Source organism: Streptomyces sp. NPDC015661, assembly GCF_043077765.1.
Classification (GTDB): Bacteria; Actinomycetota; Actinomycetes; order Streptomycetales; family Streptomycetaceae; genus Streptomyces.
On sequence record NZ_JBIBST010000015.1, the window covers coordinates 59,353 to 84,658 of the forward strand.

Here is a 25,306-nt window from a genome sequence, read left to right on the forward strand (position 1 = left end):
AGTGCCGTGCAGCCCGCTTAGTCGTGGACGGCTGTCTCAGTGCCGTGCGGCCGGTTCAGTGCCGTAGAGCCGGCCCAGTGGCGGACAGCTGCCTCATTGCCGTGCGGCCGGTTCAGCGGCGGGCGGCCGTAGCCGCCTTGGTGGCGGGGGCGCCTGCCGGGGCGGCGGGCGGTTGGGCCGAGAGGAAGGTCTGCCAGCCGCCCTGCGGCGCCTCGCCCACCTTCAGGGTGCGCATCTTGGCGATGACCTCGGGGTCCTGGGCGTCGAGCCAGTCCGCGAGCTGGCGGAAGGAGACGCACTTGACGTCCTTCTGCACGCAGACGGTGGCGATGGTCTCCTCGATGGCGCGCATGTACGTGCCACCGTTCCAGGACTCGAAGTGGTTGCCGATGATCAGCGGCGCGCGGTTGCCCCGGTAGGAGCGCTCGAAGGCCTGCACCAGGCCGTCGCGCATCTGGTTGCCCCAGTACTCGCGCTGGGACGGGTCGCCCTGGGTCGTGCCGGGGGACTGGTTCACCAGGAAGTTGTAGTCCATGGAGAGCGTCTGGAAGGCGCGGCCCGGGACGGGCACGAGCTGCATCGACAGGTCCCACAGGCCCAGGTCCTTCTTGGGCCAGATCTGGTCGTTGACGCCGCTGGTGTCGTAGCGGAAGCCCATCTGAGACGCCGCCTCGACGAAGTTCTTCCGGCCCTCCAGGCAGGGCGTGCGGGCGCCGACGAGCTCCTTGTCGTAGTCGAAGGGCAAGGGCTGCTCGGCGCGCAGGCCGGCGTTGGTCTTCCAGTTCTTGACGAAGGACTTGGCCTGGTTGATCTCGCTCTTCCACTCCTCGGCGGACCAGTTCCCGACGCCGCCGTCGGCGCCGCAGAAGTGGCCGTTGAAGTGGGTGCCGATCTCGTTGCCCTCCTGCCAGGCGCCGCGCAGTTCGCGGACGGTGGCACGGATGCCCTCGACGTCGTTGAAGCCGATGTCGGAGCGACCGCGACTGTGCTGCGGCGGGTCGTAGAGCTCCTTCTTCTCCTCCGGCAGCAGGTACACGCCGCTCAGGAAGTACGTCATGGTGGCGTCGTACTTCTTGCCCACCGCGCGGAAGTGGGAGAACAGCTTCTGACTGTCCTCGCCCGCGCCGTCCCACGAGAAGACCACGAACTGGGGCGGCGTCTCGCCCGGCTTGAGCTTCTGCCAGACCGGCTGGTGCGGCTGGGCGCCGGTGAAGGCGGTCGAACCGTCGCCGATCAGCCGGGGCGCCTGCGGGGCCGCGGCCGGGCCCTTCTTGGCGCCCGTGCCCACACCGCCCGGCGCGCCCTTCGGGGTGGTGCCGTCGGAGCCCGAGCAGCCGGCGAGGCCGGTGGCGAGAGCGAGGGTGAGGGCGCCGACGGTGAGCGCCTTCCTCCGGACAGTGGTCGTTCTGCGGGCGACTGACATCCGCGCACCTCTCCTCAGATCCTCGGATTTCCGTACAAGGGATTTCCGTACAAGCGGCGTCAAGGTCGCACCACGAGGACCGGGAGGCGTCAACGACAAGCGGCATGCGCACGTTCTGTCACCGGAACCGGTGAATCATTGCCCTGTTTGCCCCGAAAATAATGCCGCAGTCTTTACTCTCCATTACGATCCATTTACTGAGCGTTGATCCTCCATGCGGACGCTCCGCGGACACTTCCCCGCGGACATTCCGGGGGCTCTCGCCGCCATCCCGCCGCTGCACCCCGCACGAGCCGCGACCGCGCTGCCCCGGAGGAGACGGGAATGACCCTCTGCACCCCTGCCCGCACGACCAACCGACCCCGGATCCAGCGGCCTCACAGCCCGCCGGAGGGGCCCCGCCGCTTCCGCGTCGCCGGCGCCGACCTCTCCGCGTCCGTCGCCGTCTTCCTGATCGCGCTGCCCCTCTCGCTCGGCATCGCGCTCGCCACCGGAGCCCCGCTCCAGTCCGGCCTGGTGGCCGCCGCCGTCGGCGGCCTCGTCGCCGGCCGGTTCGGCGGCTCCCCGCTCCAGGTGAGCGGCCCCGCCGCCGGACTCACCGTCGTGACCGCCGAGCTCATCCAGCGGTACGGCTGGCGCACCACCTGCGCCATCACCGTCCTCGCCGGTCTCACCCAACTCGCGCTGTCCGCCCTGCGCGTGGCCCGCTCGGCCCTCGCCGTCTCGCCCGCGATCGTGCACGGCATGCTGGCCGGCATCGGCGTCACCATCGCCCTCGCGCAGCTCCACATCGTGCTCGGCGGCACCCCGCAGAGCTCCGCCGTCGACAACGTCCTCGGTCTGCCCGCCCAGTTGGCGCACGCCCAGCCGGCCGCGCTCGCCATCAGCGCGCTCACCGTCGCCGTGCTGCTGTGCTGGTCCCGGCTGCCCGGCCGGGCCGGGCGGCTCGCGCGGAAGGTCCCGGCCGCGCTCGTCGCCGTGGCCGGTGCGACGGCCCTGGCCGCCCTCGCCGGACTCGCCGTGCCCCGCGTGGACCTGCCGTCCTGGAGCAGCCACGCGCTGCCCGGCCTGCCCGAGGGCCCGGTCCTCGGGATCGCGGCCGGCGTGCTCACGATCACCCTGGTCACCAGCGTGCAGTCACTGCTCTCGGCCGTCGCGGTCGACAAGCTGGTCGCCTCCCGCGCGGACCGCGGCCGGGGCGTGCCCCGCTCGGACCTCGACCGCGAGCTCGCCGGACAGGGTGCGGCCAACGTGATCTCCGGGGCGCTCGGCGGTCTCCCGGTCGCCGGGGTCGCGGTCCGCAGCGTCGCCAACGTGTCGGCGGGCGCGGTGAGTCGCACCTCGACCATGCTGCACGGTCTGTGGATCGTGCTCGCGGCCCTGCTGCTCGTGCCGGTGCTCGACCTGATCCCGCTGGCGGCGCTCGCCGCGCTCGTCATGGTGGTCGGCATCCAGATGGTGAGCATCACCCACATCCGTACGGTCACCCGCCACCGTGAGGTCGTCGTCTACGTGGTGACGCTGACCGGCGTCGTCCTCGTCGGCATCCTGGAGGGCGTCGCCCTCGGCATCGCCGTGGCCATCGCGGTCGCCCTGCACCGGCTCGCCCGCACCCGGATCACCCGCGAGGAGCGGGACGGGCGCCAGCTGCTGCACGTGCGGGGCCAGCTGACCTTCCTGGCCGTGCCCCGGCTCAGCCGGGCCCTGCACCAGCTGCCGCAGGGATCCGACGTGGTGGTCGAGCTCGACGGGTCCTTCATGGACCACGCCGCGTACGAGACGCTGAGCGACTGGACCGCCGGGCACCTCGCCCACGGCGGGACGGTGGAGACGACCGGCCCGTCCGGGGCCCGGATCTCCGAGCCCACGCCCGTCACCGCCTCGGCCGCGCACCCCTGCTGCCGCCCCTGGACTCCCTGGCACAACCACCAGTGCGGGGAGAGTACCGCCGAGACCGCCGAGACCAGCGAGACCAGCGAAAGAACCGGGACCAGCGAGACCATCGGGACCGGAAACGCCGGACCCGGCCAGACCGCCGGGCTGCACCTGGCGAGCGGCATCGGCAAGTTCCAGCGGAACACCGCCCCGCTCGTGCGGGACGAGCTCGCGCGGCTCGCGCGGGAGGGGCAGCGTCCCTCGCAGCTCTTCCTGACCTGCGCCGACTCCCGTCTGGTCACCAGCATGATCACCTCGAGCGGCCCCGGTGACCTCTTCACCGTGCGCAACGTCGGCAACCTCGTCCCGCTTCCCGGCGAGGAGAGCGGGGACGACTCGGTGGCGGCGGCGATCGAGTACGCGGTGGAGGTGCTGCGGGTCTCGTCGATCACCGTCTGCGGCCACTCGGGCTGCGGCGCGATGCAGGCCCTGCTCAACGGCAGCCCCGACGACCCGCCGACCCCGCTCCGCCGCTGGCTGCGCCACGGCAGACCCAGCCTGGAGCGGATGGCGAGCCGGCGGCACGCCTGGGCCCGCATCTCCGGGCGGCTTCCGGCCGACGCGGTCGAGCAGCTCTGTCTGACGAACGTGGTCCAGCAGCTGGAGCACCTCCGGGCTTACGAGCCGGTGGCGCGCCGGCTGGCCGAGGGCACGCTCTCGCTGCACGGCGTGTACTTCCACGTGGGCGAGGCGCAGGCCTACCTCCTCTCGGGGACGGACGAGGTGCACAGCTACGACGACGTCTTCACCCAGGTCATGCCGACCGGCCACCTCGCCGGGGCGGCGCGCGCGTCCTGAACCTTCCGGCCGCCCCGGCCGTGAGACTGTGTGGCCCCTTCTCCCACCGCTCGGGAAGAAGGGGCCACCGCACGTCAAGCCACTCACAGGTCTAAACCAATTCCCTGGAGGCTCTTGTCACCCGGGCCTTCGACTGGTGAGCTATGACGCGGGACACATACGCACAGAGGACGCCCTGGGAAAGGGAGATGTCGTGAGCAACGAATCCTTGGCCAACCTGCTCAAGGAAGAGCGGCGGTTCGCGCCGCCCACCGAGCTGGCCGCGGACGCCAATGTGACGGCGGAGGCGTACGAGCAGGCCAAGGCGGACAGGCTGGGCTTCTGGGCCGAGCAGGCCAGGCGCCTCAGCTGGGCCACCGAGCCGACCGAGACCCTCGACTGGTCGAACCCGCCGTTCGCCAAGTGGTTCGCCGACGGCGAGCTGAACGTGGCGTACAACTGCGTCGACCGGCACGTCGAGGCCGGCCACGGCGACCGGGTCGCCATCCACTTCGAGGGCGAGCCCGGCGACAGCCGCGCGATCACCTACGCCGAGCTCAAGGACGAGGTCTCCAAGGCCGCCAACGCCCTGACCGAGCTGGGTGTCCGCAAGGGCGACCGGGTCGCCGTCTACCTGCCGATGATCCCCGAGGCGGCCATCACGATGCTGGCCTGCGCCCGTGTCGGCGCCGCCCACTCGGTGGTCTTCGGCGGCTTCTCGGCCGACGCCGTCGCCTCCCGCATCCAGGACGCCGACGCCAAGCTGGTCGTCACCGCCGACGGCGGCTACCGCCGCGGCAAGCCGAGCGCCCTCAAGCCGGCCATCGACGAGGCCGTCGCCAAGTGCCCGCAGGTCGAGCACGTCCTCGTGGTCCGCCGTACGGGCCAGGACACCGCCTTCACCGAGGGCCGGGACGTCTGGTGGGACGACATCGTCGCCCGTCAGTCCACCGAGCACACCCCGGAGGCGTTCCCGGCGGAGCACCCGCTCTTCATCCTCTACACCTCCGGCACCACGGGGAAGCCGAAGGGCATCCTGCACACCTCCGGCGGCTACCTCACCCAGGCCTCGTACACCCACCACGCGGTCTTCGACCTCAAGCCGGAGAGCGACGTCTTCTGGTGCACCGCCGACATCGGCTGGGTCACCGGGCACTCGTACATCGTCTACGGCCCGCTGGCCAACGGCGCGACGCAGGTCATGTACGAGGGCACCCCGGACACCCCGCACCAGGGCCGGTTCTGGGAGATCGTGCAGAAGTACGGCGTCACCATCCTCTACACGGCGCCCACCGCGATCCGCACGTTCATGAAGTGGGGAGACGACATCCCCGCGAAGTTCGACCTGTCCAGCCTCCGTGTGCTCGGCTCGGTCGGCGAGCCGATCAACCCCGAGGCCTGGGTCTGGTACCGCGAGCACATCGGCGCGAACAAGACCCCGATCGTGGACACCTGGTGGCAGACCGAGACCGGCGCGATGATGATCTCGCCGCTGCCGGGCGTCACCGAGACCAAGCCGGGCTCGGCGCAGCGCCCGCTGCCGGGCATCTCCGCCACCGTCGTGGACGACGAGGCGAACGAGGTCCCGAACGGCGGCGGCGGCTACCTGGTCCTCACCGAGCCGTGGCCGTCGATGCTGCGGACCATCTGGGGCGACGACCAGCGCTACATCGACACGTACTGGTCCCGCTTCGAGGGCAAGTACTTCGCCGGTGACGGTGCCAAGAAGGACGAGGACGGCGACATCTGGCTGCTCGGCCGGGTCGACGACGTCATGCTCGTCTCGGGCCACAACATCTCGACGACCGAGGTCGAGTCGGCCCTCGTCTCGCACCCGTCCGTCGCCGAGGCGGCCGTCGTCGGCGCCGCCGACGAGACGACCGGTCAGGCGATCGTCGCCTTCGTCATCCTGCGCGGCACGGCGAGCGAGGACGACAACCTCGTCGCCGACCTGCGCAACCACGTCGGCGCCACCCTCGGCCCGATCGCCAAGCCGAAGCGGATCCTGCCGGTGGCGGAGCTGCCGAAGACCCGCTCGGGCAAGATCATGCGCCGTCTGCTGCGGGACGTCGCGGAGAACCGTGAGCTGGGTGACGTCACGACCCTGACCGACTCCTCGGTCATGTCGCTCATCCAGACGCAGCTGCCGGCCACGTCCAGCGAGGACTGAGCCCCGCCGCTCACACGCAAGCGCCCGCTCCGAGCCATCGCTCGGGGCGGGCGCTTCCGCATACGGGCAAAAGAACACGAACCGACCTAAGCAAAACAACACGTACCGACCTAAAGTGAATCCCGCCGGACACAACCCGAGCTCGTTAGGTAAAGTAAGGAATGCGTCAGGAACGCGACAGAAACACCTAGGTGCGCCGGGAAGTCTGGTCGGCATGTGCTCTGCCCTGCCCACCGACCGGAGGTTCCCCCAGGTGTCCGCCCCCACCGACCGCAAGTTCCTCGGCCGACTCTCCCTGCCCGAGCGCCGGTACATCGCCGACGCCCTGCGCACCGAGACCGTCGGCGGCGTCCTGCTGCTCCTCGCGGCCGTCGCCGCCCTCGTCTGGGCGAACAGCCCGCTCGGCGACAGCTACGCGTCGGTCCGGGACTTCCACATAGGCCCCGCCGCCCTCGGCCTCGACCTGTCGATCCAGCACTGGGCCGCCGACGGCCTCCTCGCGATCTTCTTCTTCGTCGCCGGCATCGAGCTCAAGCGCGAGCTCGTCGCGGGCGAGCTGCGCGACCCCAAGGCCGCCATGCTCCCCGTCGTCGCCGCGATCTGCGGCATGGCGGCCCCCGCCCTCGTCTACGCCCTGGTCAACACCGTCGGCAACGGCTCGATGGACGGCTGGGCCGTGCCCACCGCGACCGACATCGCCTTCGCGCTCGCCGTCCTGGCCGTCATCGGCACCTCGCTGCCGTCCGCGCTGCGCGCCTTCCTGCTGACCCTCGCCGTCGTCGACGACCTGTTCGCGATCCTGATCATCGCGATCTTCTTCACCAGCGACCTGAACTTCGCCGCCCTCGGCGGCGCCGTCGCCGGACTCGTCCTCTTCTGGCTGCTGCTCCGCAAGGGCGTCCGCGGCTGGTACGTGTACGTGCCGCTGGCCCTGGTCATCTGGGGCCTGATGTACAACAGCGGCGTCCACGCCACCATCGCCGGCGTCGCCATGGGCCTGATGCTCCGCTGCACCACCCGGGACGGCGAGGAGCACTCCCCCGGCGAGCACATCGAGCACCTGGTCCGGCCGCTCTCGGCCGGACTCGCCGTGCCCCTCTTCGCGCTGTTCTCCGCCGGTGTGAGCGTCTCCGGCGGCGCGATCCGCGACGTCTTCACCCAGCCGGTCACCCTCGGCGTGGTCCTCGGTCTCGTCGTCGGCAAGGCGATCGGCATCTTCGGCGGCACCTGGCTCGCCGCCCGCTTCACCCGGGCGGAGCTCAACCCGGACCTGGCCTGGCCCGACGTGTTCGCCGTCGCCTCACTCGCCGGGATCGGCTTCACCGTCTCGCTGCTCATCGGCGAACTCGCCTTCGCCGGGGACACCGTCCTCACCGACGAGGTGAAGGCCGCCGTCCTGATGGGCTCGCTCATCGCGGCCCTCCTCGCCTCCGTCCTGCTGAAGCTGCGGGTCCGGAAGTACCAGGCCCTCGTCTCCGACGAGGAGCGCGACGAGGACGGAGACGGCATCCCCGACATCTACGAGGAGGGCGACCCGGAGTACCACCTGCGGATGGCCGAGATCTACGAGCGGAAGGCCGCCGAGCACCGGGAGCGCGCCCAACTGGCGGGGGCATCGCGCGACGGGGCCGACCGTCCGGCATGATCTGATTCGGACCGTGGAAGAGGACTCGCACCGTAGAAGAGGACCTCGGACCGCAGAAGAGAAGAGGGAGCAGCGATGAGCGACCCGTTCGACGGAACCGAGCGCAGCCTCGGGCAGCTGGTCGCCTCGGCGACCGCCGAGATGTCCGCGCTGGTGCACGACGAGATCGCCCTGGCCAAGGCCGAACTGCGGCAGGACGTGAAGCGCGGTGCGTTCGGCAGCATCATGGGAATCGGCGCCCTCGTGGTGCTGCTCTTCTCGCTGCCGATGCTGAGCTTCGCGCTCGCGTACGCCATCAACACCTGGACCGGCGGGCACAACGGCAACGGGGGCTGGAACCTCGTCTGGTGCTTCCTGCTGTCCTTCGCCTTCAACGTGCTGCTCGCGGGCCTCCTCGGCCTGATCGCGTACTCCAAGTTCAAGAAGGTCAAGCCGCCGGAGAAGTCCATCGCCTCCGCCAAGCAGACGGCGGCCATCATGCAGAACGCGAAGCCGCACCCCCGTCCGGAGCAGCGTCCGGCCCTTGAGAAGGCCTCCGCTGTGGGACGCTCGTCCGTATGACCCTCCCCGAGAGCAGCAGCGGCAACGGCGGGCCCGTACGGCTCGACGGGCCGTGGACCCACCGTGACGTGGCCGCCAACGGCGCCCGCTTCCACATCGCCGAGATGGGCGACGGCCCGCTGGTGCTGCTCCTGCACGGCTTCCCGCAGTTCTGGTGGACCTGGCGCCACCAGCTGCCCGCCCTGGCCGAGGCCGGGTTCCGGGCGGTCGCGATGGACCTGCGCGGGGTGGGCGGCAGCGACCGTACGCCGCGGGGTTACGACCCGGCCAACCTGGCCCTCGACATCACCGGGGTCGTCCGCTCGCTCGGCGAGCCGGACGCGGCGCTCGTCGGGCACGACCTGGGCGGCTACCTCGCCTGGACGGCGGCCGTGATGCGGCCGAAGCTGGTGCGCCGGCTCGTGGTCTCCTCGATGCCGCACCCGCGCCGCTGGCGCTCGGCGATGCTGTCCGACTTCGCCCAGTCGCGGGCCGGCTCGCACGTGTGGGGCTTCCAGCGGCCGTGGCTGCCGGAGCGTCAGCTCGTCGCGGACGACGGGGCGCTCGTGGGCGAGCTGATCCGGGACTGGTCGGGCCCGAAGCCTGTCGACGAGGAGGCCGTCGAGGTGTACCGGCGGGCGATGTGCGTCCCGTCGACGGCACACTGCTCGATCGAGCCGTACCGGTGGATGGTGCGGTCCCTGGCCCGCCCGGACGGCATCCAGTTCAACCGGCGCATGAAGCGGCCGGTGCGGGTGCCGACGCTCCATCTGCACGGTTCCCTGGACCCGGTGATGCGGACCCGCAGCGCCGCGGGGTCCGGCGAGTACGTGGAGGCGCCGTACCGCTGGCGGCTCTTCGACGGGCTCGGGCACTTCCCGCACGAGGAGGACCCGGTGGCCTTCACCACGGAGCTCGTCAACTGGCTGAAGGACCCCGAGCCCGACCGCTGAGCCGCCGTCAGCCCCGTCCTGCGTACAGGCGTCCTTCGAACGGCCATGTGCCCCGCGCATACTCCAATTGGCGGCCCCGGGCGCGGTTACCGACCTTGGCCCCCGGGCAGACGTCGAGGTATGGGCTGGACGCACGACTACGGTGACACGACAGCACACGACCGCCGCACGGCCACGGGGCCGGGCTCCCGCGAGAGGGGTGGCCCGCCGGACCAGGGCCCCGCGGCGCAAGGGGTGGGGATCTCGCGCATCCTGCGCCGCCGGGCCCGCTGGGTCTCGGCCCGGCTCCGGCACCCCAGAGACACCGCGTAGGCCGCGCGGGGCCTGCCCGGCCTGAGCCGCCGGACAGGCCCCGGGCCCGGAATCAGAGGGCGCAGGCCTGGGTGTCGACCTGCTGGTCGGCGGTCCGGCCGCGCTCGATGTCCTCGCGGATCTCGTCGGCCGTCAGGGCGTATCCGGTGTTCGCGTCGTCGAGGGAGCGGGCGAAGATCACGCCGTACACCTCGCCGTCCTCGGTGAGGAGCGGACCGCCGGAGTTGCCCTGGCGGACCGTCGCGTACAGCGAGTACACGTCCCTGCGCACCTCGTCGCGGTGGTAGATGTCGGGGCCCTTGGCGCTGATGCGGCCCCGCACGCGGGCGGAGCGCACGTCGTACGAGCCGTTCTCCGGGAATCCGGCGACGATCGCGTCGTCGCCGCTGCGGGCGTCCTCGTCGGTGAAGGCCAGCGGCGTGGCCTTCAGGGCCGGCACGTCCAGGACGGCGATGTCGCGCTGCCAGTCGTAGAGGACGACCTTGGCGTCGTAGAGCTTGCCCTCGCCGCCTATCTGGACGGTCGGCTCGTCGACGCCTCCGACGACGTGGGCGTTGGTCATGATGCGGCGGTCGGCGAAGACGAAGCCGGTGCCTTCGAGGACCTTGCCGCAGCTCTGCGCGGTGCCGACGACCTTCACGATGGAGCGCTGCGCGGCGGCGGCGACCGGGCTGTCGGCGAGCGCCGGGTCGGGCGGGGTGACCGGGGTGATCGGCTCGTTCGCGAAGGGGCTGAAGACCTGGGGGAAGCCACTGCGGGCCAGGGTGGAGCTGAAGTCGTCGAACCAGCCCGAGGCCTGATCCGGCATCACCCGCTCCACACCGAGCAGCACCTTGGAGTTCCGTACCTCCTTGCCCAGGGTGGGCAGCGAGGTACGGGCTAGGGCGGAGCCGATCAGCCAGGCCACGAGCAGCATCGCGACGACGTTGACGAGGGCGCCGCCGGTGGCGTCCAGGGCGCGGGCCGGCGACCAGGTGATGTGACGGCGCAGCTTGTTGCCGAGGTGGGTGGTGAAGGCCTGGCCGACGGAGGCGCAGACGATGACCACCATCACGAAGACGACGGTGGCGGTGGTCGAGACCTCGCTGTTGTCGGTCAGCTGGTCCCAGAGGATCGGGAGCAGCAGAACGGCGACGAGACCGCCGCCGAGGAAGCCGATCACCGAGAGGATGCCGACGACGAATCCCTGGCGGTAACCGATGATCGCGAACCACACGGCGGCGAGCAGCAACAAGATGTCCAGCACGTTCACCGTCAATAGCCTCGCAGATTCGTTTCCGGTCGCCCGGGGCCGGTCGGCCCGAAGGCCGGCCCGCCCGGAGGTCAGCCTGTCATGAGCGCCAGTCGAGCGGGACCTGCTTGGACCGGTCCCAGGGGCGCTCCCAGTCGGCGTAGTGGAGCAGCCGGTCGATCACCCCGGCCGTAAAACCCCAGACCAGGGCGGACGCGACGAGGAAGGCGGGGCCCTGGTGGCCGCTCGGGTGGACGGTGGTCGCGCGGTTCGCGGGGTCCGTGAGATCCGCCACGGGGACGGTGAAGACGCGGGCGGTCTCGCCGGGGTCGACGACGCCGACCGGGCTGGGCTCGCGCCACCAGCCGAGGACGGGGGTGACGACGAAGCCGCTGACCGGGATGTAGAGCCGGGGCAGTACGCCGAAGAGCTGGACGCCCCGCGGGTCGAGGCCGGTCTCCTCCTGGGCCTCGCGCAGGGCGGCGCGGAGCAGTCCGCCGTCCTCGGGGTCGCCGTCCTCGGGGTCGAGGGCGCCGCCGGGGAAGGAGAGCTGTCCCGCGTGCGAGCGGAGGCTGCCGGAGCGCTCCATGAGCAGCAGCTCGGGTCCGCGCTCGCCCTCGCCGAAGAGGACGAGGACGGCGGACTGGCGGCCGGCGCCGCTCTCGGGCGGCAGGAAGCGGCTCAGCTGCTCGGGCCGGACCGTGCGGGCGACCCGGTCGACGGGGCCGAGCCAGTCGGGCAGTCCGTCCCGGCTGAGCAGGCCGGCCGTGCCGGGTCCGTGGATCTCTTCGTCAGTGCGCGTCATAGGCACCCCCGTGATTCACAACGCGATCGATGGACGGGTTCGTTCCCGACGGTCCCGCCGCCCCGGGCTCCCGCGGCGGCGGGCCGCTCCGGGCTCCCGCGGCCGGGTTCACGCGTCGCCGCCCAGCGGGGGCGCCGGGCGGCCCGGGTAGCCGGCCGGGGGGTTGAGCCGCTGGCCGGGGAAGCCGCCCATCTCGTACTTGAGCAGCTTCCGCGCCTTCTCGGGGTCCGTCTCGCCCTCTCCGTACGAGGGGCAGAGGTGGGTGATCGGGCAGGCGCCGCAGGCGGGCTTGCGGGCGTGGCAGATCCGGCGGCCGTGGAAGATCACCCGGTGCGAGAGCATCGTCCACTCGCTCTTCGGGAAGATCGTGGCGACCTCGGCCTCGATCTTCACCGGGTCGTCGGACTCGGTCCACCGCCAGCGGCGGGCGAGGCGCATGAAGTGGGTGTCGACGGTGATGCCGGGGACCCCGAAGGCGTTGCCGAGGACGACGAAGGCGGTCTTGCGGCCGACGCCGGGGAGCTTGACGAGGTCCTCCAGGCGGCCGGGGACCTCGCCTCCGAAGTCGTCCCTGAGGGCGGCGGCGAGACCCATGATCGACTTGGTCTTGGCGCGGAAGAAGCCGGTCGGCCGGATCAGCTCCTCGACCTCCTCGGGCACGGCCGCGGCGAGGTCCTCGGGCGTGGGGTACTTCGCGAAGAGGGCGGGGGTGGTCTGGTTGACCCGCAGGTCGGTGGTCTGGGCCGAGAGGACCGTCGCGACGAGCAGCTCGAAGGGGTTGCGGAAGTCGAGCTCCGGATGGGCGTACGGGTAGACCTCGGCCAGCTCGCGATTGATCCGGCGCGCCCGGCGGACCATCGCGAGCCGCGACTCGGGCTTGGCCGGCTTCACGGGCTTGGCGGACGGGGCCGGCTTGGCGGACGCGGCGGGCTTGGCGGACGGGGCGGGCTTACCGGGCTTGGCCGACGTCACCGGCTTGGCGGACGGGGCGGGCTTACCGGGCTTGGCCGACGTCACCGGCTTGGCCGGCGCGGTGGGCTTGGCCGACGCCGTCGGCCTGGCGAGCTTGGCCGACGTCACCGGCTTGGCCGGCGCGGTGGGCTTGGCCGGCTCGGCGGGCTCGGAAGGCTTCACGGGCTCCCCTTTTGCACCCTTTGCCCGTTTCGACACGCCGCGTTCGCCCACAGCGGAATTACCTTCGGCCGACACTCTTTCAGCCCCCTTGGCCTGCGCTCTCACCGGCGAGTTGGACACCCGGCCAGCCTAGGCGCCGCCGCCGACATCCGCCCCGGGCGTGGCCGATCGGAGCCCAATCGGGCCCCTGACGTACGGACGGGCGGCTCGGTACGTCAAACTTGTTGTGATTGATCGCACTGTTTTGTGCGTCCGGCATCATGGGACCCAGGTCCTTTGAGCAGGTCGACAGTAGGAGAGAACTCGTGGACGACGTTCTGCGGCGCGCCCCGCTCTTCGCGGCGCTCGATGACGAGCAGGCTGCCGAGCTGCGCGCCTCGATGAGTGAGGCGACGCTCGCCCGTGGCGACGCGCTCTTCCACGAGGGCGACCCCGGCGACCGCCTCTACGTGGTGACCGAGGGCAAGGTGAAGCTGCACCGCACCTCCCCCGACGGCCGCGAGAACATGCTGGCCGTCCTCGGCCCCGGCGAGCTCATCGGCGAGCTGTCCCTCTTCGACCCGGGCCCGCGCACCGCCACCGCGACCGCGCTGACCGAGGTCAAGCTGCTCGGCCTGGGCCACGGCGACCTCCAGCCCTGGCTGAACGCCCGCCCCGAGGTGGCCACCGCGCTGCTCCGCGCCGTCGCCCGCCGGCTGCGCAAGACCAACGACCAGATGTCCGACCTGGTCTTCTCGGACGTCCCGGGCCGCGTCGCCCGCGCGCTCCTCGACCTGTCGCGCCGCTTCGGCGTGCAGTCGGAGGAGGGCATCCACGTCGTCCACGACCTCACCCAGGAGGAGCTGGCCCAGCTGGTCGGCGCCTCCCGCGAGACGGTCAACAAGGCGCTCGCCGACTTCGCCCAGCGCGGCTGGCTGCGCCTGGAGGCCCGCGCCGTGATCCTGCTGGACGTGGAGCGCCTCGCGAAGCGCTCGCGGTAAGCACCTCCGTACGCGCTCCGCACACGCACGTCGTACACACGGAAAGGCCGCCCGGGTCCGAGGACCGGGGCGGCCTTCCGCGTACCGCGGGACGGTCAGCGCTTCGAGCCGTCCACGATCACCGGGGCGGAGCCGCCGCTCCCGCAGGGCACCGCGTAGACCGGGTTCTTCGCCGCGGCCTCCTTGTACGCGTCGATGCACTGGTTCATCAGGACCTTGTCCGTCAGCGAGTCGTTGAGGATCTTGTTGGCGCGGGCGATGCCCTCCGCCTCGATGCGGCGCCGGTCGGCCTCGGCCTTGGCGGTGCGGGAGGCCTCGGTGGCCCGCTCGGTGGCCTGCTGCTGCTGGATCTTGCGGTCGATCTGGCCCTGGAGCGCGTCCGAGGGCTTCACGTTGCGCAGGTTGACGGTGGTGACGTCGATGCCACGCGGGGCCAGGCGCTCCTTGATCAGGGCGTTGATCTCGGCGCTGATCCCCTCGCGGTCGGAGGCGTAGCCCTCCTCGCTGGTGTGGCGGGCGAAGACGTTCCGGACGATCTCACGGCTGTCCGGGTAGACCAGCCGCTGCTGGATGGCGTCCTCGCTGCCCGCGAGCTTGTACAGCTCGACGGCCTTGGCCTGGTCGACGGACCACTTCACCGTGACCTCGGCGTACATGACGCCGCCCTGCGAGGAGCGGACCTCGACCACGTCCTTGTCGGAGAGGTTGAGGTCGACCGGGCGGGTCGAGAAGGTCGTGACGTCGGTGAACGGCGACTTCACGTGCATGCCCGAGGTCATCGGCGAGCCGACCTTGCCGAAGGCGACCGGCACACCGACCTCGTACGCGCTGATCACGTACGTCATGCTCGCGATCAGCGAGAAGAGACCGGCCAGGACCGCGCCGAGGGCGCCGAACTTCAGGCCCGTGGAGTCGTTGGCACGGCCGACGAAAAAGAGCACCACTGCGGCTATGACCAGCAGGATGGCGATGACGAACACGGGCTTCCCCCCGAGAGCTACGGCCAGATGTAGGCGGAGCGTAAGACACGGGGGAAGGCCCGGAGGTTCCCGGGTCCCGAAAGCGTGCGCTCAGACCAGGCCGTGCTCCCTCAGGTACTCCAGCTGCGCCCGCACGGACAGCTCGGCCGCCGGCCACAGGGAGCGGTCCACGTCCGCGTACACGTGGGCCACGACCTCCGCCGCCGTCCGGTGCCCGGCCTCGACCGCCGTCTCGACCTGGGCGAGCCGGTTCGCCCGGTGCGCGAGGTAGAACTCCACCGCCCCCTGAGCGTCCTCGAGCACCGGCCCGTGCCCCGGCAGGACCGTGTGCACCCCGTCGTCGACGGTCAGCGAACGCAGCCGCCGCAGCGAGTCCAGATAGTCCCCCAGCCGCCCGTCCGGGTGCGCGACCATCGTCGTCCCGCGCCCCAGGATCGTGTCGCCCGTGAGCACCGCCCGGTCGGCCGGCAGATGGAAGGAGAGCGAGTCCGAGGTGTGCCCGGGCGTCGGGACGACCCGCAGCTCCAGGCCGCCGACCGTCACCACGTCCCCCGCGCCCAGGCCCTCGTCGCCGAGCCGCAGCGCCGGATCGAGGGCCCGCACGGCCGTCCCGGTCAGTTCCGCGAAACGGCCCGCGCCCTCCGCGTGGTCCGGGTGGCCGTGGGTCAGCAGGGTCAGCGCGACCCGCTTGCCGAGCTTCTCCGCGGTGTCGATCACATGGCGCAGATGGGCCTCGTCGAGCGGCCCGGGGTCGACGACGACGGCGAGGCCGGAGCCCGGCTCGGAGAGCAGCCAGGTGTTGGTGCCGTCGAGGGTCATCGCGGACGGGTTCGGCGCCAGGACGTTCACGGCGCGGTCGGTCGCGGGTCCGGAGACCACGAGCCCGCGCGGCTGGCCGGGCAGGGCGGCGGCGTCGCTCATCGCTCACCCCCGGTGGGGATGACCTTGGTGAACTCCTCGTGCCCCGGCCAGCTCAGGACCAGCTCCTCGCCCTCCAGGCGGGCCTGCGCGAGCACGGGGGCCATGTCCTGCTCCCCCGCCGCCGCCAGCGCCTCGGCGGCCGTCCCGTACGGCTCCAGGGTGCGCAGGGTCGAGATCGTCGGCGGCATCATCGTCAGCTCGCCCCGGTCGTAGCCGGCCGCGGCCTCCGCCGGGCGGATCCACACCGTGCGGTCCGCCTCCCCGGAGACGTCCCGGGTGCGCTGACCGGCCGGCAGGGCGGCCACGAAGAACCAGGTGTCGTACCGCCGCTGCTCGAACTCCGGGGTGATCCAGCGCGCCCAGGCGCCCAGCAGGTCCGAGCGCAGGACGAGCCCGCGGCGGTCCAGGAAGTCGGCGAAGGACAGCTCCCGGGCGACGAGCGCCTCCCGGTCCCGCTCCCAGTCCTCGCCGGTCGTGTCGCCGACGACGCCTTCCTCGGTCTCCCCGGCGAGCAGCACGCCCGCCTCCTCGAAGGTCTCGCGCACGGCGGCGCAGACCACGGCCTGGGCCTGCGCCGGGTCGTCGAGGCCGAGCCGGGCCGCCCACTTCCCCAGGGACGGGCCCGCCCAGCGCACCGGCTGCTCGTCGCGCGGGTCGACCCCGCCGCCGGGGTACGCGTACGCACCGCCCGCGAAGGCCATCGAGGTGCGGCGGCGCAGCATGTGGACGTCGGGCCCGGCGGCCCCGTCCCGCAGGAGCAGCACGGTGGCGGCGCGCCGGGGCGTCACCGGGGTGAGCTCACCGGCGGCGAGGGCGCGGATGCGGTCGGGCCACTCCGGCGGGTACCACTGACCGTTCGACTGCTGAGCCTGCTTCGCCTGCTTCGGCTGACCATTCGACATGGCCGGATGCTATGCGCAAGCATCGGAATGCACGAGAGCCGGTTTCCCACGCCTGTGGAAAACCGGCTCTCCGCGTCCGTCCGGGATGTCAGGCCTCGACGAGCTCGACCTGGACCTCGACCTCGACCGGCGCGTCGAGCGGCAGCACGGCCACGCCGACGGCGCTGCGCGCGTGCACGCCCTTCTCGCCGAGGATCTCGCCGAGCAGCTCGCTGGCGCCGTTGATGACGGCGGGCTGACCGGTGAAGTCGGCGGCGGAGGCGACGAAGCCGACGACCTTCACGACGCGCTTGATGCGGTCGAGGTCACCGGCGACCGACTTCACGGCCGCGAGCGCGTTGAGCGCGCAGGTGGCGGCGAGCTGCTTGGCCTCCTCGGGCGTGACCTCGGCGCCGACCTTGCCGGTCACCGGAAGCTTGCCCGCCACCATCGGGAGCTGGCCCGAGGTGTACACGTACACGCCGGACTGCACGGCCGGCTGGTAGGACGCGATCGGCGGCACGACCTCGGGCAGGGTCAGGCCGAGTTCGGCGATCCGCGCCTCGACGGCCCCGCTCACGCCTTGGCCCGCTTCAGGTAGGCCACGAGCTGCTCGGGGTTGTTCGGCCCGGGCACGACCTGGACGAGCTCCCAGCCGTCCTCGCCCCAGGTGTCCAGAATCTGCTTGGTCGCGTGCACCAGAAGCGGCACCGTGACGTACTCCCACTTGGTCATGGGCCCGACTGTATCCGCTGCCGCGGGCCTCCTCTCCGAGGCGGCCCCCACAGGCCCCCTAGGGGGCTTCTCCGGGGCGGCCTCCTGATTGCGCGCGGCCGCCAGTGGTTAGGCTCGACTGCGTGAGCAGGCTCCAGGTCGTCAGCGGCAAGGGCGGTACCGGTAAGACGACGGTCGCCGCCGCCCTCGCCCTCGCCCTCGCGACGGAGGGGAAGCGGACCCTCCTCGTCGAGGTCGAAGGCAGACAGGGCATCGCACAACTCTTCGAGACGGAAGCCCTTCCGTACGAGGAGCGCAAGATCGCCGTCGCCCCGGGCGGCGGCGAGGTGTACGCGCTGGCGATCGACGCCGAGCGCGCGCTCCTCGACTACCTCCAGATGTTCTACAAGCTGGGCGGTGCGGGGCGGGCCCTGAAGAAGCTCGGCGCGATCGACTTCGCGACGACGATAGCGCCGGGCGTCCGGGACGTACTGCTGACCGGCAAGGCGTGCGAGGCGGTGCGGCGGCGGGAGAAGGACGGCCGTCCCGTCTACGACCACGTGGTCATGGACGCGCCGCCCACCGGCCGAATCACCCGCTTCCTCAACGTGAACGACGAGGTGGCGGGCCTGGCCAGGATCGGTCCGATACACAACCAGGCGCAGGCCGTCATGCGGGTCCTCAAGTCCCCCGAGACGGCGGTGCACCTGGTGACCCTCCTGGAGGAGATGCCGGTCCAGGAGACCGCGGACGGCATCGCGGAGCTGAGGGACGCCGAACTGCCGGTGGGCAGGGTCGTGGTGAACATGGTCCGCCCGCACGTCCTCGACGAGGCGGCGGTACGGGCTGCTTCCGGCGACCACCGGGACGCGATCGCGCGGACCCTGGCCTCCGCGGGCGTCACCGGCGGCACACGGCTGGTGGAGCCGCTCCTCGACCAGGCGGCCGAGCACGCACGGCGGGTGGAGCTGGAGCGGACGCAGCGCGCGGTCCTGGACGGCGTCGGCGTCCCCTCGTACGAACTGCCCTTCCTCGGGGACGGGGCGGACATCGCCGGCCTCTACCGACTGGCGAAGGAACTGCGGAAGCAAGGGGTGGGCGCGTGACGGAGAAAGCAGGCGCCGAGGCGAGTGCCGAGGCCCCCGGGCTCGACCACGCCCCCGCTCTGGAGCTCGATCCGCTGCTCGACGACCGGGGGACCCGCATCATCGTCTGCTGCGGCGCGGGCGGGGTCGGGAAGACGACCACCGCGGCGGCCCTCGGTGTGCGGGCGGCGGAGCGCGGCCGGCGGGTCGTCGTGCTCACCATCGACCCGGCGCGCCGGCTCGCCCAGTCCATGGGCATCGACTCCCTCGACAACACTCCGCGCAAGGTCGACGGCATCAAGGGGTCCGACGGCGGCGAACTGCACGCCATGATGCTGGACATGAAGCGGACCTTCGACGAGATCGTCGAGGCGCACGCGGATCCCGAGCGGGCGCGGGCGATCCTGGAGAACCCCTTCTACCAGTCCCTGTCGGCCGGATTCGCCGGTACGCAGGAGTACATGGCGATGGAGAAGCTGGGCCAGCTCCGGGCCCGCGACGAGTGGGACCTGATCGTCGTCGACACCCCGCCGTCCCGGTCCGCGCTCGACTTCCTGGACGCGCCGAAGCGGCTCGGGTCCTTCCTCGACGGGAAGTTCATCAAGCTGCTGATGGCCCCGGCGAAGGTGGGCGGCCGGGCCGGGATGAAGTTCCTCAACGTCGGCATGTCGATGATGACGGGGACCCTGGGGAAGCTGCTCGGGGGTCAGTTCCTCAAGGACGTGCAGACGTTCGTGGCGGCGATGGACACGATGTTCGGCGGTTTCCGGACCCGCGCGGACGCCACGTACAGACTGCTCCAGGCCCCGGGCACGGCCTTCCTCGTGGTCGCGACGCCGGAGCGGGACGCGCTGCGCGAGGCCGCGTACTTCGTGGAGCGGCTGGCCGCAGAGGAGATGCCGCTCGCGGGTCTCGTCCTCAACCGCGTCCACGGCAGCGGCGCCGCCCGGCTGTCGGCCGAGCGGGCGCGGGCGGCCGCGGAAAATCTTGAGGAGGGGCGCATTGTGGATCAGGGGGACGGGAAGGCTGGACTGCGTGGCTCCCCGGCCACCGGGCCCGACCCCGAGCACGAGCCGAACGATCTCGCCACCGCCGCCGCATCTTCCGTACCCGAGGCTGCCCCCACAGCCGAACCGGCAGCACAGGAAACCGACGTACGTCTTCTCACCGCGGGACTTCTGCGCCTGCATGCCGAGCGCATGCGGGTGCTCGCGCGTGAGCAGCGCACACGCGACCGCTTCACCGCACTCCACCCCGAGGTGGCGGTGACCGAAGTGGCCGCCCTGCCCGGCGATGTGCACGACCTCGCCGGGCTGCGGGCCATCGGTGACCGGCTCACGGCGGGGCGGATGCCCTCGGCCTGAGCCGTCTCGCGTACGAGTACCCGTATCCGTACTCGTACCCGTGCTCGTTCTCCTACCCGTGTTCTCGTACGGGTCGGGGCTAGCCGACCGCGGCGTACGCCTCGTACGTCGCGTCGTCCTCGATCGCCACGGGCAGCAGGCCCGCTCCCCGCTCGTACTCCGTGCGCGCGGTCTCCAGGAGCCGGCGCCACGAGGTGACGGTCGGCCTCCTGCGCAGCAGTGCACGGCGCTCGCGCTCCGTCATGCCGCCCCACACACCGAACTCCACGCGGTTGTCGAGGGCGTCGGCGAGGCACTCGGTCCGCACCGGGCATCCGGTGCACACCGCCTTTGCCCTGTTCTGTGCCGCTCCCTGCACGAAAAGTTCATCCGGATCGGTAGTGCGGCAGGCCGCCTGCGCACTCCAGTCAGCTACCCAGCCCATACCGGCGCCGTCCTCTCCCGAATCGAGGCTCCCCCACGGCGGCAGCGGCATATTCACCGCTGCCAGTTGGGACGTTACGGAAGGCGGGGACAGCGCAACACCCCCTTCGGGCCCAATCTTGAATGGCCCGAACGGACTATGCGTGCGCGTCAGATCACCCAGGGGAGTGATCGAAGGACATGCGTGTCATAGCGGACATATCTCGCAGATATGCCCTTCTTCGACGGGCCCACTTGGGGCACCGTGTGACGCATGAGCCGGAATCGGACACGAGCTTCCCGTGTTTCGGGGTCACGGGAATTCATACCGATGTCACGCATGGGTCTTGATGCCGGACCACACTGCTGTGACAGTTGGGAGCAGCTTAGGCCAAGGCATATACGTGTGTCCGGCGAATGAGAACGTAGGCTGCCCCCATGCCAAAGAAGCGCTCGGGCGGTGGTCTGACCGGGACCCAGCAGGCCGCCAAGTTCCTCGGTGTCAGTGTGCTCGCCGGAGCCGTGCTGGCGGGCATCGCCCTGCCCGCGGCCGGGGCCCTCGGGCTGGCCGCGAAGGGCACGGTGGAGGGGTTCGACGAGATCCCCTCCAACCTGAAGACCCCACCGCTGAGTCAGCGCACCACGATCCTGGACGCCGAGGGCGGTCTCATCGCCACGGTGTACTCGCGGGACCGGAAGGTCGTGCCGATCGACAAGATCTCCCCGTACATGCAGAAGGCGATCGTCGCGATCGAGGACGGGCGCTTCTACGAGCACGGGGCGATCGACCTCAAGGGCGTGCTGCGCGCCATCAACCGCAACGCGCAGTCGGGCGGGGTCGCGCAGGGCGCGTCCACGCTGACCCAGCAGTACGTGAAGAACGTCTTCGTCGAGGAGGCCGGTGACGACCCCGAGAAGGTCGCACAGGCCACCCAGCAGACCATCGGCCGCAAGGTCCGCGAGCTGAAGTTCGCGATCCAGGTCGAGGAGGAGCTGGGCAAGAAGAAGATCCTGGAGAACTACCTCAACATCACGTTCTTCGGGCAGCAGGCCTACGGCATCGAGGCCGCCTCCCAGCGGTACTTCTCCAAGCACGCCGCCGACCTGGACCTGGGCGAGGCGGCGATGATGGCCGGTCTCGTCCAGTCGCCGAGCCGCTACGACCCCATCAACGACATCCAGGAAGCGACCAAGCGCCGCAACACGGTCCTCCAGCGGATGGCCGACGTGAAGGACATCAGCCAGGCCGAGGCGGACGCCGCCAAGGCCAAGCCGATCAAGCTGAAGGTCAAGACCCCGAAGAACGGCTGCATCACCGCCGTCGACGGCGCCGGCTTCTTCTGCGACTACGTCCGCAAGACGATCCTCAACGACCCGACCTTCGGCAAGACGTCCGAGGAGCGGCAGAAGCTGTGGAACCTGGGTGGCCTCACCATCCGGACCACGCTCGACCCGCGCGCGCAGGCCGCCGCCAACGAGGCCGCCATCGCCAAGGTCAACAAGGACGACCCAGTCGCCGCCTCGGTGGTGCAGGTTCAGCCCAAGACCGGCCGCATCCTGTCGATGGGCCAGTCGCGCCCGTACGGCCTGGACCAGAAGCAGCACCAGACGACGCTGAACCTCGCCGTCGGCAGCAGGATGGGCGGCACGACGTACGGCTTCCAGGTCGGCTCGACCTTCAAGCCGATCACGGCCGCCGCGGCCCTGGAGAAGGGCATCAGCCCGGCGACGAGCTTCAACGACCCGGCGCAGATCAACATCAACGAGAGCGACTACACCCGTTGCGACGGCAAGCCGGCCGGTTACGCCAACTGGGAGGTCAACAACGAGATGAAGTCGGAGAAGGGCGTCTTCGACATGACCAGCGCCCTCGGCAAGTCCATCAACACGTACTTCGCCAAGCTGGAGCAGATGGCCGGCCTCTGCGAGACGCTGACGATGGCGAAGAACGTCGGCTACGAGCGCGAGCTGGGCAAGCCCATCAAGCAGAGCCCCTCCGTCACCCTCGGCAGCATCGAGAGCACCCCGCTCGACATGGCGTCCGTCTACGCGACCTTCGCCAACCGCGGCATCTACTGCACCCCGATCGCCATCGAGTCCATCAAGGCCGCCAACGGCGACAAGCTGAACGTGCCGCAGACCAAGTGCACGCGCGCGATGACCGACCGGACCGCCGACACCGTCAACCAGATGCTGAAGGGCGTCGTCGAGGACGGCACCGGTACCCGGGCCGGTCTCAGCGACCGCGACAACGCGGGCAAGACCGGTACGACCAACGACCGCAAGGACGCCTGGTTCGTCGGCTACACCCCGAACCTGTCCACCGCCGTCTGGGTCGGTGACGACGTCGGCGAGAAGAAGTCGATGTACGACATCACCATCGGTGGCGAGTACTACGACAAGGTCTGCGGTGGCTGCCTCCCCGGCCCGATCTGGAAGATCGCGATGACGGGCGCGCTGAACGCCGGCGAGACCCCGAGCTTCGTCCCCGTCTCCGTGCCGCGGGCCGAGAAGCCCAAGGACCCGGAGAAGGAGGGCGACGAGGGCCCGAACAAGCCCCGGAAGCCCGGCGACAAGCCCAGCGACACCCAGCCGAGCCCCGGGTTCACCTTCCCGACGGACCTGATCGGCGGCACGGACGGTCGCGGCGGCCGCAAGCCCACCCGCTGACGCACAGCTGATACGAGGAAGGGCGCCCCACCGGTCCGGTGGGGCGCCCTTCCTCGTGTCTACCGCGTACCTCCCGCGTACCTACCGCGCGGATCAGCCCGGGTCGCGTACGTACTCCGCGATCAGCCCGCGAGCAGCTTCTTCACCGCGGCGGCGACGCGGCCGCCCTCGGCCTGGCCGGCCACCTTCGGGTTCACGATCTTCATGACGGCGCCCATGGCACGCGGCCCCTCGGCGCCCGCCGCCTTCGCCTCCTCGACGGCCGCCGCGACGATGGAGTCGAGCTCCTCGTCGCTGAGCTGCTTCGGCAGGTACGCGTCGAGGAGGAGGCCCTCGGCCTTCTCGCGCTCGGCGGACTCGGGGCGACCGCCCTTGGCGAAGGCGTCCGCGGCCTCGCGGCGCTTCTTCGCCTCCTTCGCGATCACCTTCTGCACCTCGTCGTCGGAGAGTTCGCGCTTCGTCGTGCCCGCGACCTCCTCCTTCGTGATCGCGGTGATGGTGAGCCGCAGGGTCGAGGAGCGCAGTTCGTCGCGCTCCCGGATCGCGGCGTTGAGGTCGTCCTGGAGCTTCGCCTTGAGCGTGGTCATGGGGTCAAGTGTGGCAGGTGACCCACCCGTACCGCCCGCGCATTTCGGCTCAGCGGGTCTGCGACGATGGGGGGATGCGCGCACGGTACGGGATCCCCCTGAAGATCACGGCAGGCCTCACGGCGACGGCTGCGGCCGGACTCGTCTACGCGGCCGGCTTCGAGGCCCGCTCCTTCCGGCTCCGCCGGGTGACGATCCCCGTCCTCCCGAGCGGCATGCGCGACCTGCGGGTCCTCCAGGTCTCCGACATCCACATGGTGAGCGGCCAGCGCAAGAAGCGCGCCTGGCTGCAGTCGCTCGCGGGCCTCCGCCCCGACTTCGTCGTCAACACCGGCGACAACCTCTCCGACACCGAGGCCGTGCCGGAGCTCCTCGACGCGCTCGGGCCGCTGATGGACTTCCCCGGGGTGTACGTCTTCGGCTCCAACGACTACTACGGGCCCCGGCTGAGCAACCCCGCCCGCTACCTCAAGGAGAAGGCCCAGGGCCGGCACGGCCTCAACGGCAACAAGCCGGTCGTCGGCGCCGTCCACAACCCCTGGGAGGGAATGCGGGACGCCTTCGACGCGGCCGGCTGGGTGAACCTCACCAACACCCGCGGCCGCCTCAAGCTGCCGCAGGCCGACCTCGCCTTCACCGGCCTGGACGACCCGCACATCAAGCGGGACCGGTACGAGCGGGTCGCCGGCGGCCCCGACGCCTCGGCCGACTTCACGGTGGGCGTCGTCCACGCCCCGTACCTGCGCTCGCTCGACTCCTTCACGGCCGACGGCTACGAGCTGATCCTCGCCGGCCACACCCACGGCGGGCAGCTGTGCATCCCCTTCTACGGGGCGCTCGTCACCAACTGCGACCTCGACACGGACCGGGTCAAGGGGCTCTCCCGGCACACGGTCGCCGACCGGACCTCATATCTGCACGTCTCGGCGGGCTGCGGCACCAACCGGTACACCCCGGTCCGCTTCGCCTGCCCGCCCGAGGCCACCCTGCTCACCCTGACGGCGCGCGCCTGAGCACTTACGGTGGGGGCATGCTCACGCCACGCTCCGCGGCCGCGCCGGCCTCCGCCGTCGTTCCGCCCGCCCACCGCCGACCGTGGGCGGCGGCCTTCCGGGCTCTGATCGCGCTGTCGGCGGCGACGGGCATCGTCATCGAGTGCGTCTACGGGGACGTCCTCGTCGTCCTGAGCTTCTTCACCGTCTGGACCAACATCCTGGTCGCCGTCGTCCTCGGCCTCGGCGCCCACCGCGCCTGGACCCGCCGCCCGCCGCTTGCGGCGCTGTGGACCGGCGGCGTCCTGCTCTGCATCTCCGTCGTCGGCCTGGTCTTCCACCTGGTCCTCGACAACGAGGCGAGCGAGTTCAACCAGGCCGCCGAGATCGCCCGCCTCACCGGTGGGAGGGCCGTCGCCAACCAGCTGCTCCACACCGTGACCCCGATCGGCACGGCCCTCGACTTCCTCCTGCTCACGGCCCCCGGGGCCCTCCGGTGGCGCCACGCGGCCCAGTGGCCGGCGGTCCCGGGCCTCTACCTCGCCTTCGCCCTGATCCGCGGCGAGCTGATCTCCCCCGACGCGCCGACCCGCTACACGTACCCGTTCCTGGACGTGACCGTCCACGGCTACGCGGGCGTCCTCCTCAACTCCGTCGTCCTCGGCGCGGCCTTCTACGTCCTGGGTCTCGCGATCGTCGGCCTGGACCGCATCCGACCTGCGCCGCGGTCCCCCGAATACCGGATTTCGTCTGAGCGCGCGCGTGGGCTAAAGTAATCGATGTCGCCGCGACGAGAAGAACAAAG

At 71.1% G+C, this 25,306-nt stretch carries 23 protein-coding genes; 12 read left to right on the forward strand and 11 right to left on the reverse strand.

Going from position 1 to position 25,306, the window contains the following annotated elements; all coding sequences use genetic code 11:
- Window positions 1-112: 112 nt before the first annotated feature.
- Window positions 113-1,423, reverse strand: coding sequence for a hypothetical protein (locus ACF07V_RS32865; protein ID WP_392159343.1), 1,311 nt, complete (start codon window positions 1,421-1,423; stop codon window positions 113-115).
- Between the two features lie 324 nt (window positions 1,424-1,747).
- On the opposite strand from ACF07V_RS32865, the gene ACF07V_RS32870 reads away from it, so the two are divergent.
- From ACF07V_RS32870 to ACF07V_RS32895, 6 genes are all read left to right on the forward strand, one after another.
- Window positions 1,748-4,156 carry a SulP family inorganic anion transporter gene (locus ACF07V_RS32870; RefSeq protein ID WP_392159344.1) on the forward strand — a complete coding sequence of 803 codons (2,409 nt, stop codon included), beginning with the start codon at window positions 1,748-1,750 and terminating at the stop codon, window positions 4,154-4,156.
- A gap of 193 nt (window positions 4,157-4,349) precedes the next feature.
- Entirely contained in the window at window positions 4,350-6,305 is a 1,956-nt protein-coding gene (gene acs, locus ACF07V_RS32875; protein WP_392159345.1) for an acetate--CoA ligase, read from the forward strand.
- Window positions 6,306-6,519: 214 nt separating this feature from the next.
- Window positions 6,520-7,950 carry a Na+/H+ antiporter NhaA gene (gene nhaA / locus ACF07V_RS32880; RefSeq protein WP_392159346.1) on the forward strand — a complete coding sequence of 477 codons (1,431 nt, stop codon included), beginning with the start codon at window positions 6,520-6,522 and terminating at the stop codon, window positions 7,948-7,950.
- Between the two features lie 75 nt (window positions 7,951-8,025).
- The gene (locus ACF07V_RS32885; RefSeq protein WP_392159347.1) at window positions 8,026-8,511 is read left to right on the forward strand and encodes a phage holin family protein; all 486 of its coding nucleotides are present in this window, start codon (window positions 8,026-8,028) and stop codon (window positions 8,509-8,511) included.
- Window positions 8,508-9,443 carry an alpha/beta hydrolase gene (locus ACF07V_RS32890; protein WP_359510590.1) on the forward strand — a complete coding sequence of 312 codons (936 nt, stop codon included), beginning with the start codon at window positions 8,508-8,510 and terminating at the stop codon, window positions 9,441-9,443. The genes ACF07V_RS32885 and ACF07V_RS32890 overlap by 4 nt, the downstream gene beginning before the upstream one ends.
- A 120-nt stretch (window positions 9,444-9,563) precedes the next feature.
- A complete protein-coding gene (locus ACF07V_RS32895; RefSeq protein ID WP_392159348.1) occupies window positions 9,564-9,755 on the forward strand; it encodes a hypothetical protein in 192 nt (63 codons plus the stop codon).
- Between the two features lie 52 nt (window positions 9,756-9,807).
- On the opposite strand, the gene ACF07V_RS32900 is transcribed toward ACF07V_RS32895, so the two are convergent.
- The 3 genes from ACF07V_RS32900 to nth all read right to left on the reverse strand — a co-directional run bounded on the left by ACF07V_RS32900 (window position 9,808) and on the right by nth (window position 12,925).
- On the reverse strand, window positions 9,808-11,007 hold the full coding sequence (locus tag ACF07V_RS32900; protein ID WP_392159349.1) for a MarP family serine protease: 1,200 nt from the start codon (window positions 11,005-11,007) through the stop codon (window positions 9,808-9,810).
- A 79-nt stretch (window positions 11,008-11,086) separates the two neighbouring features.
- Entirely contained in the window at window positions 11,087-11,791 is a 705-nt protein-coding gene (locus ACF07V_RS32905) for an NUDIX hydrolase (RefSeq protein WP_392159350.1), read from the reverse strand.
- Window positions 11,792-11,899: 108 nt separating this feature from the next.
- On the reverse strand, window positions 11,900-12,925 hold the full coding sequence (gene nth / locus ACF07V_RS32910; protein ID WP_392159351.1) for an endonuclease III: 1,026 nt from the start codon (window positions 12,923-12,925) through the stop codon (window positions 11,900-11,902).
- A 305-nt stretch (window positions 12,926-13,230) separates the two neighbouring features.
- Between nth and ACF07V_RS32915 the strand changes: the two genes are divergently transcribed.
- A complete protein-coding gene (locus tag ACF07V_RS32915) occupies window positions 13,231-13,905 on the forward strand; it encodes a Crp/Fnr family transcriptional regulator (protein ID WP_015034542.1) in 675 nt (224 codons plus the stop codon).
- Window positions 13,906-14,000: 95 nt separating this feature from the next.
- On the opposite strand, the gene ACF07V_RS32920 is transcribed toward ACF07V_RS32915, so the two are convergent.
- The 5 genes from ACF07V_RS32920 to ACF07V_RS32940 all read right to left on the reverse strand — a co-directional run bounded on the left by ACF07V_RS32920 (window position 14,001) and on the right by ACF07V_RS32940 (window position 17,422).
- On the reverse strand, window positions 14,001-14,885 hold the full coding sequence (locus ACF07V_RS32920) for a prohibitin family protein (RefSeq protein ID WP_392159352.1): 885 nt from the start codon (window positions 14,883-14,885) through the stop codon (window positions 14,001-14,003).
- 90 nt (window positions 14,886-14,975) lie between these two features.
- The gene (locus ACF07V_RS32925) at window positions 14,976-15,806 is read right to left on the reverse strand and encodes an MBL fold metallo-hydrolase (protein WP_392159353.1); all 831 of its coding nucleotides are present in this window, start codon (window positions 15,804-15,806) and stop codon (window positions 14,976-14,978) included.
- Window positions 15,803-16,708 carry an NUDIX hydrolase gene (locus tag ACF07V_RS32930; RefSeq protein WP_392159354.1) on the reverse strand — a complete coding sequence of 302 codons (906 nt, stop codon included), beginning with the start codon at window positions 16,706-16,708 and terminating at the stop codon, window positions 15,803-15,805. The genes ACF07V_RS32925 and ACF07V_RS32930 overlap by 4 nt, the downstream gene beginning before the upstream one ends.
- An 88-nt stretch (window positions 16,709-16,796) precedes the next feature.
- Window positions 16,797-17,267, reverse strand: coding sequence for a RidA family protein (locus ACF07V_RS32935; protein ID WP_369145019.1), 471 nt, complete (start codon window positions 17,265-17,267; stop codon window positions 16,797-16,799).
- On the reverse strand, window positions 17,264-17,422 hold the full coding sequence (locus ACF07V_RS32940; RefSeq protein ID WP_116160244.1) for a DUF4177 domain-containing protein: 159 nt from the start codon (window positions 17,420-17,422) through the stop codon (window positions 17,264-17,266). The genes ACF07V_RS32935 and ACF07V_RS32940 overlap by 4 nt, the downstream gene beginning before the upstream one ends.
- Window positions 17,423-17,544: 122 nt before the next feature.
- On the opposite strand from ACF07V_RS32940, the gene ACF07V_RS32945 reads away from it, so the two are divergent.
- Together ACF07V_RS32945 and ACF07V_RS32950 are read left to right on the forward strand one after the other, a co-directional pair.
- The gene (locus ACF07V_RS32945) at window positions 17,545-18,507 is read left to right on the forward strand and encodes an ArsA family ATPase (protein ID WP_392159355.1); all 963 of its coding nucleotides are present in this window, start codon (window positions 17,545-17,547) and stop codon (window positions 18,505-18,507) included.
- Window positions 18,508-18,566: 59 nt separating this feature from the next.
- Window positions 18,567-19,850 (forward strand): ArsA family ATPase, encoded by a 1,284-nt coding sequence (locus ACF07V_RS32950; RefSeq protein ID WP_392159460.1) that lies wholly within the window; start codon window positions 18,567-18,569, stop codon window positions 19,848-19,850.
- A gap of 79 nt (window positions 19,851-19,929) precedes the next feature.
- Here the strand turns inward: ACF07V_RS32950 and ACF07V_RS32955 are convergent, their stop codons facing one another.
- Complete coding sequence (locus tag ACF07V_RS32955) at window positions 19,930-20,274, reverse strand: WhiB family transcriptional regulator (RefSeq protein ID WP_015034550.1); 345 nt, start codon at window positions 20,272-20,274, stop codon at window positions 19,930-19,932.
- 416 nt (window positions 20,275-20,690) lie between these two features.
- Here ACF07V_RS32955 and ACF07V_RS32960 point away from each other — a divergent pair, with 416 nt between their 5' ends.
- Window positions 20,691-22,922: a transglycosylase domain-containing protein gene (locus ACF07V_RS32960; RefSeq protein WP_392159356.1), complete on the forward strand. Its 2,232-nt coding sequence runs from the start codon at window positions 20,691-20,693 to the stop codon at window positions 22,920-22,922.
- A gap of 122 nt (window positions 22,923-23,044) precedes the next feature.
- On the opposite strand, the gene ACF07V_RS32965 is transcribed toward ACF07V_RS32960, so the two are convergent.
- Window positions 23,045-23,509, reverse strand: coding sequence for a GatB/YqeY domain-containing protein (locus ACF07V_RS32965; RefSeq protein WP_369145023.1), 465 nt, complete (start codon window positions 23,507-23,509; stop codon window positions 23,045-23,047).
- A gap of 74 nt (window positions 23,510-23,583) precedes the next feature.
- Between ACF07V_RS32965 and ACF07V_RS32970 the strand changes: the two genes are divergently transcribed.
- The gene (locus ACF07V_RS32970; RefSeq protein WP_392159357.1) at window positions 23,584-24,522 is read left to right on the forward strand and encodes a metallophosphoesterase; all 939 of its coding nucleotides are present in this window, start codon (window positions 23,584-23,586) and stop codon (window positions 24,520-24,522) included.
- Between the two features lie 17 nt (window positions 24,523-24,539).
- The gene (locus tag ACF07V_RS32975) at window positions 24,540-25,277 is read left to right on the forward strand and encodes a Pr6Pr family membrane protein (protein WP_392159358.1); all 738 of its coding nucleotides are present in this window, start codon (window positions 24,540-24,542) and stop codon (window positions 25,275-25,277) included.
- Window positions 25,278-25,306 lie beyond the last annotated feature (29 nt).